The sequence below is a fragment of the Paenibacillus xanthanilyticus genome, from assembly GCF_042682185.1.
Lineage (GTDB): Bacteria > Bacillota > Bacilli > Paenibacillales > Paenibacillaceae > Paenibacillus_Z > Paenibacillus_Z xanthanilyticus.
On the sequence record NZ_JBHUHA010000002.1, the window covers coordinates 2268859 to 2280000 of the forward strand.

8 protein-coding genes and 2 rRNA genes (1 of these 10 only partly in view) are annotated in these 11142 nt (G+C 54.4%); 1 reads left to right on the forward strand and 9 read right to left on the reverse strand.

The window, feature by feature from the left end:
• Positions 1 to 125: 125 nt before the first annotated feature.
• On the forward strand, positions 126 to 521 hold the full coding sequence (locus ACFSKT_RS27605) for a nucleoside triphosphate pyrophosphohydrolase family protein (RefSeq protein ID WP_377716870.1): 396 nt from the start codon (positions 126 to 128) through the stop codon (positions 519 to 521).
• Positions 522 to 675: 154 nt separating this feature from the next.
• Here the strand turns inward: ACFSKT_RS27605 and pssA are convergent, their stop codons facing one another.
• The 9 genes from pssA to ACFSKT_RS27650 form a co-directional block, all read right to left on the reverse strand.
• Positions 676 to 1419, reverse strand: coding sequence for a CDP-diacylglycerol--serine O-phosphatidyltransferase (gene pssA, locus ACFSKT_RS27610; RefSeq protein ID WP_377716868.1), 744 nt, complete (start codon positions 1417 to 1419; stop codon positions 676 to 678).
• A 104-nt stretch (positions 1420 to 1523) separates the two neighbouring features.
• On the reverse strand, positions 1524 to 2594 hold the full coding sequence (disA, locus tag ACFSKT_RS27615; protein WP_377716867.1) for a DNA integrity scanning diadenylate cyclase DisA: 1071 nt from the start codon (positions 2592 to 2594) through the stop codon (positions 1524 to 1526).
• Between the two features lie 12 nt (positions 2595 to 2606).
• On the reverse strand, positions 2607 to 3974 hold the full coding sequence (gene radA / locus ACFSKT_RS27620; RefSeq protein ID WP_377716865.1) for a DNA repair protein RadA: 1368 nt from the start codon (positions 3972 to 3974) through the stop codon (positions 2607 to 2609).
• Positions 3975 to 4196: 222 nt separating this feature from the next.
• Positions 4197 to 6650 (reverse strand): ATP-dependent protease ATP-binding subunit ClpC, encoded by a 2454-nt coding sequence (clpC, locus tag ACFSKT_RS27625; protein WP_377716863.1) that lies wholly within the window; start codon positions 6648 to 6650, stop codon positions 4197 to 4199.
• A gap of 2 nt (positions 6651 to 6652) precedes the next feature.
• Entirely contained in the window at positions 6653 to 7690 is a 1038-nt protein-coding gene (locus tag ACFSKT_RS27630) for a protein arginine kinase (protein WP_377716954.1), read from the reverse strand.
• A gap of 66 nt (positions 7691 to 7756) precedes the next feature.
• A complete protein-coding gene (locus ACFSKT_RS27635; RefSeq protein WP_377716862.1) occupies positions 7757 to 8281 on the reverse strand; it encodes a UvrB/UvrC motif-containing protein in 525 nt (174 codons plus the stop codon).
• Between the two features lie 134 nt (positions 8282 to 8415).
• Positions 8416 to 8877 carry a CtsR family transcriptional regulator gene (locus ACFSKT_RS27640; protein ID WP_377716860.1) on the reverse strand — a complete coding sequence of 154 codons (462 nt, stop codon included), beginning with the start codon at positions 8875 to 8877 and terminating at the stop codon, positions 8416 to 8418.
• A gap of 643 nt (positions 8878 to 9520) precedes the next feature.
• Positions 9521 to 9637, reverse strand: a 5S ribosomal RNA gene (rrf, locus tag ACFSKT_RS27645).
• A 120-nt stretch (positions 9638 to 9757) separates the two neighbouring features.
• Positions 9758 to 11142 (reverse strand): 23S ribosomal RNA (locus ACFSKT_RS27650); it runs 1546 nt beyond the window's last position.

Genomic DNA, 11142 nt, shown 5'->3' on the forward strand with positions numbered 1-11142 from the left:
AGGTTAACCGTAGGCGACTTACACTTTTTGGAGGAAAGTCAACGTGATAAAAGTCTTTTGAAATGACTGCTCGCGGGCCTTATAATAGAGGGGAGCACTGCCAATCCCGAAATGAGGTGGAATCGATGAGCACCCCGACGCTGGAGCAATTTCAGCAGCAAGTATCCGAACTTCTGCTGCGGCACCGGAGCTTGCTGGATGTGTTATCGAAGTACGGCCAATCCGGCGCGGCCGTTAACCGTGCCGTTGCGAAATCCGTAACCGAATGTGGATGTATCGAGTTGAACGCGCGCAAACAGGAATATCCCGACGACGTCAATTTGGAACAGGCAAAGACGAAGCTGCATCACCATATTTCCGGCGAGCTGTGCGAGCATTGCAAGGACGCCATCAAGAACGAGCTCGGCCGCAATCTGTTCTACATGTCCGCCATGTGCAACTTGCTGGACATCAAGCTCGACGAAGTCGTGTCGCACGAATCGAACAAATGCGCCACGCTGGGCTTGTTCAATTTAACCTAAGCTTTACCCGATCCTTTCTTCTACATCTACCGGACTCATGATAAGAAGGTCACGTTGATCTTGTCGCAACGCAAAGAACCGCCTTGCTTCATCCTTCAGGATGAGCAGGGCGGTTCGACTATGTCCGGGTTGTAAACCGTTGATCCACGTTCGCTTAAGCGCTGTGTTCCGACTGAACGTCTTCCTGCGCTTCTTTGCGTTGTTTGCGACTTCGCCAAGGGAGGCGGCGATCAACGTTTTTTTTTAGGCCGTACAGCGCGTAGAGCACGAGCGGCACGAATATGATTTTGGATAAATGCTGCGGCAGCCAGAGCGCTAATCCGACCGAGATCAGCACGACGATCGGTACGACCCAAACCGCATTGCGGGGGATGCCCACCTTCTTGAAATTCGGATACTTCACCGTGCTGACCATCAGGAACGACAACACGAGCGTACTAACCATGAGCACGACGACCGGGATCTCTTTGTGAAACAGCGCGAGCGTCGCGAGTACGCCGCCCGCCGCAGGGATCGGAAGACCGATAAAGTAACCCGCGTGACTGGTGATGACGTTAAAGCGAGCCAGGCGGAGCGCGCCGCAGATCGGGAACAACGCGGTGATGATCCAAGCCGGTGCCGCGCTTAATTCCTGAAAGGCTACGCTGTACATAATGAAAGCCGGCGCTACGCCGAATGATATAACATCGGATAAGGAATCGAGTTCTTTGCCGAATTCGCTCTGCGCGTTCAACGCGCGGGCGACCCGTCCGTCTACCCCGTCCATGAGCATGGCGATGATGACCATCATCGCAGCCAAATCGTACCGCGCATTCTCCGGGAAGATGAGGATAATCGCGACGATGCCTAGAAACAAATTCGCCACGGTGAAAAGACTCGGTATCGATTTCGTAAACATTATGCTCCACCTCATCTTTACTATGCCCCAAAAGTGAACAAACGCTCGCGTCTATTCACCTGTAAAATCCAACCATTATGGCGCATCTTCACATTGTATGGGATTTAAATTTGCCTGTCAATGAACATCTGCTCTTGTATCCGCTTGAGTCCTTCTTTGATCGCGCGGGCGCGAACCTCGCCGATCCCGTCTACAGCGTCCAACTCCTCGATCGTCGCCATCAGGACGTGCGGGAGATGTTCAAAGTGTTCCACCAGGTTGTTCATAATAACCGACGGCAGCCGCGGAATTTTGCTCAGCAATCGATACCCGCGCGGTGCCAACATGTCCTCTGCCCCGGTTCCGGCGTAACCAAGCAGCTTGATGATTGGCGGCACATCCAGCAAATCCTCGCTCGTCAGCTTGCGGATGCTATTGCGAATGTCCCGGATTCGGTCCTCGCTGGCTTCCTTGGCATAGTCCTTCAGCAGAAACCACAATTCTTCCTCAACACCGCCGACAAGTTCCTCCATCTGCATGGAGATCAGTCTGCCTTCCGTCCCCAGCTCATTCACATAGCGTTTGATTTCCATCTTGACCCGGATAACCATTTCTACCCGTTTAATGACATGGGCAACCTCTTGCAGCGTGACGAGCTCTTCAAACTCGGAGGCCGACAGGTTCGTGAACGATTGACTGAGCACGGCCTTATATTTCTCCAGCGTCTGAATCGCCTGATTCGCCTTCGTCAAAATAACGCCCATTTCCTTCAGCGAATAGCGCAATTGTCCTTGATAGAGCGTAATAACGTTGCGCCGCTGGGAGATCGATACAACCAGCTTCCCCGTCTGCTTGGCCACCCGCTCTGCCGTCCGGTGCCGAATGCCCGTCTCGCTCGACGATATCGAGCTGTCCGGGATCAGCTGCGTGTTCGCATATAGAATCCGTTTGCGATCCTCGCTGAGGATGATCGCGCCGTCCATCTTCGCCAGTTCGTACAAATAGTTCGGGGAGAAATCGCAATTGATCGAAAAGCCGCCATCGACGACTTCCATCACCTCCGGACTATACCCGACGACAATGAGCGCGCCTGTCTTCGCCCGAAGCACATTCTCCAACCCGTCCCGAAATGCCGTGCCGGGTGCAACCATCTGCAGCAGCTGGTTCATTATTTCCTGTTGACTCGGCTCCCTCATTATTTGCCCCCTCTACCCAAGCGCTGCCTTCAGCGCATCCGAAACCGTTTCGACGCCGATAATTTCAATGCCGGACGGCGGACTCCAGCCTTTAAGGCTTTTCTCCGGCATGATTACACGTTTGAATCCTAACTTATGCGCTTCCTTCACCCGCTGCTCGGCTCGCGCCACCGCCCTGACTTCGCCCGTCAATCCGATCTCGCCGAAAATCACGTCGTACGGCCTTGTCGGCGCATCGCGGAAGCTGGAAGCGATGCTAACGGCTGCGGCCAAATCCACCGCCGGTTCATCGAGCTTCACGCCGCCGGCTACGTTCAGGTAAGCGTCTTGCGTCTGCAAAAACATGCCCATCCGTTTCTCCAACACCGCAATAATGAGCGCCATTCGATTATGGTCAATGCCCGTGGACATCCGGCGAGGCGACGGAAAATTCGTAGTCGCGACCAACGCCTGCAGCTCAACCAATACGGGACGGGTGCCTTCCATGCTCGCTACGACCGTCGATCCCGATACGCCAAGCGGCCGCTCCGACAAGAACAGCTCTGACGGATTGCTTACTTCGCGGAGACCGGATTCGCCCATTTCGAAAATGCCGATTTCGTTCGTAGAACCGAAACGGTTCTTCACGGCGCGCAGCAGCCGATAGCTGTGATGGCGCTCGCCCTCGAAATAAAGAACGCAGTCTACCATATGCTCGAGCAGCCGCGGTCCGGCGATCGCTCCTTCTTTGGTCACATGGCCGACGAGGACGGTAGCGATGCCTTTAATTTTCGCGACCCGCATAAAATGCGCCGTGCACTCTCTCACCTGCGATACGCTTCCCGGCGCGGACTGTACGGTCGGGTCGTACACCGTCTGGATGGAGTCGATGACGAGAAAGTCGGGTGCCACCGCCTCAATCGCTTCGTTCACTTGATCCATGTTGGTTTCGCACAGCACGTACAGCTTATCGGTAAGCGCGCCGAGACGATCCGCGCGCAGTCTCGTTTGGCGTACGGATTCCTCGCCCGAAATGTAAAGCACTTTCAATCCTTTAGAGGCTAACGCGTGGGAGGTCTGGAGCAGCAGCGTCGATTTGCCGATGCCCGGATCTCCGCCGACCAGAATAAGCGATCCCGGCACGACGCCGCCGCCAAGGACGCGGTTCAGCTCCTGCAGCCGGGTCTCGATTCGGGGCTCCTGCCCGCTTTCTATGTGTATGATGGGACGCGGCTTTTCTTTCGTCTGAATGAGCGAAGAGCCCATGCCCTGCGTCTTGACGACCGTTTCTTTCTCTTCCACCATCGTGTTCCAAGCGCCGCAGCCCGGGCATTTGCCCAGCCACTTCGGCGACTCTGTTCCACAGTCGGTACAAGCGAATTTCACTTTAAGTTTTGCCATTTTCGGCTCCTTCTCATGTGCAAGGGTACATCTCAAAGTTTACCATTGGATGCAACCATGGTGCTACTTTTTATTACGGTTCGCATTAAACTTCGATTCATATACAGAGGGCACGATCATACGTTCCCGTCCCGTACCAGTTTATCAGTTGATCCAATTTAACGCAAAAAACGCAAAAAGGACTCTCCCCGCTTGGAGCGGGAGAGTCCTCTTCGTGCGTTCTTATTTCGTTGCCGGCTCTTCTTGCGCAGGCGTCGTATGCGTGACGGTCAATTGGCCGTCCTTCTCGTCGATGACGAGCGTGTCGCCCTTGCTGATTTTGCCGAGCAGCAGATCTTCGGACAGACGGTCCTCGATATGCTTCTGAATCGCGCGGCGCAGCGGACGCGCGCCATACGCAGGATCGAAGCCTTCCTTCGCTAGGAACGCCTTCGCCGCATCCGTCAGCGTGAAGTCGACTTCCTGCTCGCGCAGACGCTTGCGAAGCTCCTCGGACATGAGCGTGACGATCTCGGCGATATGCTCTTGCTCCAGCGAATGGAACACGATCGTCTCGTCGATCCGGTTCAGGAACTCCGGACGGAAGCTTTTCTTCAGCTCGCCCATGACCTTTTCCCGCATCTGGGAGAAATCGCGGCCCGCATCGTGCACGGCCGTAAAGCCGAGCGACGAATTGCGTTTGATTTGATCCGCCCCGACGTTGGACGTCATGATGATAAGCGTATTGCGGAAGTCGACGACGCGGCCTTTGGAATCGGTCAAGCGGCCGTCTTCGAGCACCTGAAGCAGGATGTTGAACACTTCCGGATGCGCCTTCTCGATCTCATCGAGGAGGACGACCGAATACGGTTTGCGGCGCACTTTCTCGGTCAGCTGGCCGCCTTCTTCGTAACCGACATATCCCGGAGGCGCACCAACCAGACGGGACGTGGAATGCTTCTCCATGTACTCGGACATATCGATACGGATAACCGCATTCTCGTCGCCGAACATGGCTTCCGCAAGCGCGCGGGCAAGCTCGGTTTTACCAACGCCTGTTGGACCCAAGAAGATGAACGACCCAATTGGGCGCTTCGGATCCTTCAGACCGGCGCGGGCGCGACGGATCGCGCGCGCAACCGCTTTGACGGCATCTGTCTGACCGATAACGCGATCGTGGAGGATATCCTCCATTTTGAGCAGACGCTCGGTTTCTTCCTCCGCCAGCTTGCTGACCGGCACACCCGTCCAGCTTGCCACGACTTGCGCGATATCTTCAGGCGTTACCTCAGAATCGGTGCGGCCTTGCTTTTCTTTCCACTGGTTGCGCGTTACATCCAGTTCTTCACGAAGCTTCTGTTCCGTATCACGCAGCGCCGCTGCTTTTTCGAACTCCTGGCTTTGCACCGCGGAGTCTTTCTCCTTGCGGATATCCTCCAGACGGTTCTCCAGCTGCTTGAGGTTAGGCGGTACAGTATAAGTTTTCAGTCTTACTTTGGAGGAAGCCTCGTCAATCAGGTCGATCGCTTTGTCCGGCAGGAAACGGTCCGTGATGTAACGGTCGGACAATTTGACCGCCGCTTCGATTGCGTCGTCCGTGATTTTCACGCGGTGATGCGCTTCGTAACGGTCACGCAAGCCGGTCAAAATTTGAATAGCTTCTTCCGGCGATGGCTGGTCGACCGTAATCGGTTGGAAACGGCGCTCCAGCGCAGCGTCCTTCTCGATATATTTGCGATACTCATCCAATGTCGTCGCCCCGATGCACTGCAGCTCGCCGCGAGCCAGGGATGGCTTTAGGATGTTGGATGCGTCGATTGCGCCTTCCGCGCCGCCTGCGCCGATGAGCGTATGCAGCTCGTCGATAAACAGGATGATGTTACCGGCTTGGCGGATTTCATCCATGATCTTCTTCAGACGATCCTCGAATTCGCCGCGGTATTTCGTCCCCGCCACGACCGAGCCCATATCGAGCGTCATGACGCGTTTGTCACGCAGCGTTTCCGGAATCTCGCCAGCAATAATCTTCTGCGCCAAACCTTCGGCAATGGCCGTCTTACCGACGCCCGGTTCACCGATCAGGACCGGATTGTTTTTGGTCCGGCGGCTAAGCACTTGAATGACGCGCTCGATTTCTTTGCTGCGTCCGATAACCGGATCCAAATTGCCTTCTTTCGCGTAGGCCGTCAAGTCGCGAGCCAGGCCATCGAGCGTCGGCGTGCTGACATTGGCCGGCGCGCCGTGGCTGCTGGAGACCGCTTCGCTGCTGCCCAGCAGCTGCAGCACCTGCTGACGCGCTTTGTTCAAGCTAATGCCAAGATTATTGAGCACACGTGCCGCTACCCCTTCGCCTTCGCGAATCAGACCAAGCAGGATATGTTCCGTGCCGACGTAAGTATGGCCCAGCTTGCGCGCCTCGTCCATCGACAGCTCAATAACTTTCTTCGCGCGCGGCGTATACGCGATGTTCGTCGGTTGTTCCTGCCCCCGGCCGATGAGCGTTTCCACTTCGTCTTGGATTTTCTCCAAGCTTAAGCCAAGGCCGATCAGCGCTTTGGCCGCAATGCCTTCCCCTTCGCGGTTCAGGCCGAGCAAAATATGCTCTGTGCCAATATTGTTATGACCAAGCCGCACTGCCTCTTCTTGTGCAAGCGCGAGCACCTTCTGCGCACGTTCCGTGAATCTTCCGAACATCATGTTCATACACCCCCATGATTGGATTCGCTTTGCAAATGCTGACGTATTAGTTCAGCGCGCCGGATATCCCGCTGTTCGGCGGTCAATTTCTCCCCAGAATTCTGCTGGAGGAAACCGGGCTGCGTTAATACCATTAATTCATTCATCGCCTTCGGTGTCACATGCTGAATCAAACCGAGATCAATACCAAGCCTAACATCGGATAGCCGCTGGGCGGATTCCTTCGATTCCATAATGGACGCATGCGACAAAATACCGTACGAACGGAACACCCGATCCTCAAGCCGAATTCTCGACTCCTGCAGCATACGCGAGCGGGCTGCCCTTTCGTGATCGATAATTTGTTTGGCGACGCCGTGCAAGTTATCGATGATTTCATGCTCGGATTGTCCCAGCGTAATCTGATTCGAAATTTGAAACAGATTGCCGAGCGCTTCGCTGCCTTCGCCGTAGATCCCCCGAACCGCCAACCCCACCTGCGTAATCGCCGTTAAAATCCGGTTGATCTGATGAGTAAGCACCAAGCCGGGCAAATGCATCATGACCGAAGCCCGGATGCCGGTCCCGACGTTGGTCGGACAGCTCGTAAGGTAGCCGCGGCGTTCATCGAACGCGTAATCCGCCACTTCCTCGAATATATCGTCAATGCGGCTCGCAAGCTCCCATGCCTCCGTAATTTGAAAACCCGGTGACAGCACTTGGATCCGCAAATGATCCTCTTCGTTGACCATAATGCTAATGGACTCGTTGCGACTCAGAATGACTGCGCCGCTGCGCGATTCGTTCGCTAGATTCGGACTTATCAGATGCTTCTCGACAAGCACTCTTCGTTCCAGCTCGCTCAGCTCCGACAGTCGAATCGTCTCGAATTCCCCAATTCCATTCAACCTTCCGCCCTCGGGGACGGTCAACAGCCGCTCCATCACCTCGCTGGATTGCTCCGAAGTAGCCAGCATCGGGAAAGGATGGCCCCTGAGATTGCGTGCAATCCGAGTTCGGCTGCTAATGACGATATCGGCTTCTGGGCCCGTGCCCTGCATCCAGTCACTTAACGCATGTTGAGCAAATGATCGATTAGACAAGGCTATTCCTCCCTTCTGCAGCTTCTACCCTTCGGCAACATTACGTTCCAGCTCTCGTATCCGATCGCGCAATTGCGCAGCATTCTCGAATTCTTCTCGCTCGATGCGATCCTGAAGCTCGCGTCGCAGCGTCTCGATTTCGCGTTTCAGCTGGATCGTGGTGCCCGCCCGTTTCGGAATTTTCCCGACGTGTGTCGTTGAACCGTGAACGCGTTTTAGAATGGGGTCGACTTTATCACTGAATTGGGTATAGCACTTGCTGCAACCGAAACGTCCCATTTTGCTAAACTGCGCATGGGTCAGTCCGCACTTATCGCAGCGGACGGTTTGTTTGACCGCGAATCCACTATTTGCACCGCCACCGCTCGGTTCGAAATCGAGCAACCCGGAGAGCAGACTGTGAATGGAGAATCCGTTGGCTGTCCCGGGTATACCCTCGCCCTTCTCGCGCGCGCAAGCTTCGCAAATATGAAATTCGTTCTTCTCACCGCCGACGATCTTCGTAAAATGGAGAGTGGCCGGCCTCTTGCCGCATTCCTGACAAAGCATGGTTGCGTATCCCTCCTAAACGTTCTGCAGCACGCAAAACTCGCTTCGAAAGCATGCGCCTAAAGCTTCGCATCCATACATGTCCTTTACACGGAACCGGATGGCTTATGAGGCTTCGTCTGTGGGATGAGTTCTCATTTCACAAGAAGCGTAATAAGCATGGCTTTGAGCAATCTGGCCCGGACTTCATCTCGCAGGGGAAGCTTAAGCGCGATAACATCGCGTGCTACGGCCGCCCGGATCAGATTGGCTTCGCGTTTCGAGATCATTTCCGCCTCTTCCAGCTGATAAATCAGTCCTTCAGCAGCAGCTTGGTCGACCTCGTTGCCAATCGTCTGCGCGATATGCCCTTGAATCGCCTTGAGCGTCGGAAGTTCAACGCGTTGTATGCGTATGTATCCACCGCCGCCTCGTTTGCTCTCCACCAAGTATCCTTTCTCCAATGTAAAGCGGGTACTAATGACGTAATTGATTTGCGAAGGCACGCATGAGAATCGGTCCGCCAGCTCGTTTCGCTGAATTTCTACCGCCCCGTCCGTGCTTTCTTGGAGCATGCCCTTCAAATACTGCTCGATTAAATCGGAAATGTTGCGCACGTCGCCAACCTCCCTACAGCTGACAAACAACGATTCCGCCGGCCAATGCCGGAAAAGTCAAACAAATCAGTTTAGTTGACTTTGACTTTCTTTGACTTTAAGTACATTATACGCGAATTTATCCAAAGGTCAAGAGCTCGCATTGAGGAATCTGCACACTGAATAGGTTGGGCTGCTCGCGCGCATTTATACGCCAGGATAGGCCAACACCAACAGAGGTTAGTCATATTTGCTCTACCGCGCGCAAAATATTGCCTAAGTTCAGCCTTCGCTGAACTACGAGAATCGAAACCTAATGACAACCGTTGTCAACAGCCGCTCATTATTACCCTGTACGCCTGCAGAGCTAAACATCTAGATCTTCGAACACTGCTTACACGCGAAGTTACCTAGCCGGTTATTATCTGATATCCTGCATTCTAGTATTATAAGTATTTTGTCCAGTTATCAACAAGTTAATAACTAGCAGGATTCAAAAAATGAAAACATATGCCCTAAGGGAAACGATCTTCGTTATCACCTCAAGCGTATGCCGTCAATAAGGACGCTTTTATTGTCTCATCAAACGCTCCAGGTTATCCGCATGGGGATAATACGCGGTAACGACAAAAAACCGACCACATCACTGTGGTCGGTCATTCGTGCTTGGCGACGTCCTACTCTCCCAGGACCCTGCGGTCCAAGTACCATCGGCGCTGGAAGGCTTAACGGTCGTGTTCGGGATGGGTACGCGTGGTTCCCTTCCGCCATCGCCACCAAACATTCAAGGTGTTACACCCTGAAAACTGGATACGAAACTCAACACTTTAGCTGTGTTTGTTCGAAGATGCCGCTCCGAAGCAAGCATATGCTTCCGAAGTGAACATTCTCCGAATGTTCTTAGGATAAGCCCTCGACCGATTAGTATTCGTCAGCTGCATGCATTGCTGCACTTCCACCTCGAACCTATCAACCTGGTCGTCTTCCAGGGGTCTTACTAATTGGGAAATCTCATCTTGAGGGGGGCTTCACGCTTAGATGCTTTCAGCGCTTATCCCGTCCGTACTTGGCTACCCAGCGGTGCTCCTGGCGGAACAACTGGTACACCAGCGGTACGTCCATCCCGGTCCTCTCGTACTAAGGACAGCTCCTCTCAAATTTCCTACGCCCACGACAGATAGGGACCGAACTGTCTCACGACGTTCTGAACCCAGCTCGCGTACCGCTTTAATGGGCGAACAGCCCAACCCTTGGGACCTACTTCAGCCCCAGGATGCGATGAGCCGACATCGAGGTGCCAAACCTCCCCGTCGATGTGGACTCTTGGGGGAGATAAGCCTGTTATCCCCAGGGTAGCTTTTATCCGTTGAGCGATGGCCCTTCCATTCGGTACCACCGGATCACTAAGCCCGACTTTCGTCCCTGCTCGACTTGTTGGTCTCGCAGTCAAGCTCCCTTATGCCTTTGCACGCTTCGAATGATTTCCAACCATTCTGAGGGAACCTTTGGGCGCCTCCGTTACATTTTAGGAGGCGACCGCCCCAGTCAAACTGCCCGCCTGACACGGTCCCCCCACCCGATTCAGGGTGGCGGGTTAGAACTCCGATACGATCAGGGTGGTATCCCAACGGTGCCTCCACCCAAGCTGGCGCTCAGGCTTCAACGGCTCCCACCTATCCTGTACAGATCGTACCAAAGTCCAATATCAAGCTGCAGTAAAGCTCCATGGGGTCTTTCCGTCTTGTCGCGGGTAACCTGCATCTTCACAGGTATTAAAATTTCACCGGATCTCTCGTTGAGACAGCGCCCAAGTCGTTACGCCATTCGTGCGGGTCAGAATTTACCTGACAAGGAATTTCGCTACCTTAGGACCGTTATAGTTACGGCCGCCGTTTACTGGGGCTTCGGTTCATAGCTTCGGGTTGCCCCTAACCACTCCCCTTAACCTTCCAGCACCGGGCAGGCGTCAGCCCGTATACTTCGCCTTACGGCTTCGCACAGACCTGTGTTTTTGCTAAACAGTCGCTTGGGCCTTTTCACTGCGGCCCCCTCGGGCTATTCACCCTACCGAGGCACCCCTTCTCCCGAAGTTACGGGGTCATTTTGCCGAGTTCCTTAACGAGAGTTCTTCCGCGCGCCTTAGCATGCTCTGCTCGCCTACCTGTGTCGGTTTGCGGTACGGGCACCTTGACCTGGCTAGAAGCTTTTCTTGGCAGCGGGAACACATAACCTTCGGTACTGTAATTTTCCCTCCCCATCACAGCCCAGCCTTAACGATGTGCGGAT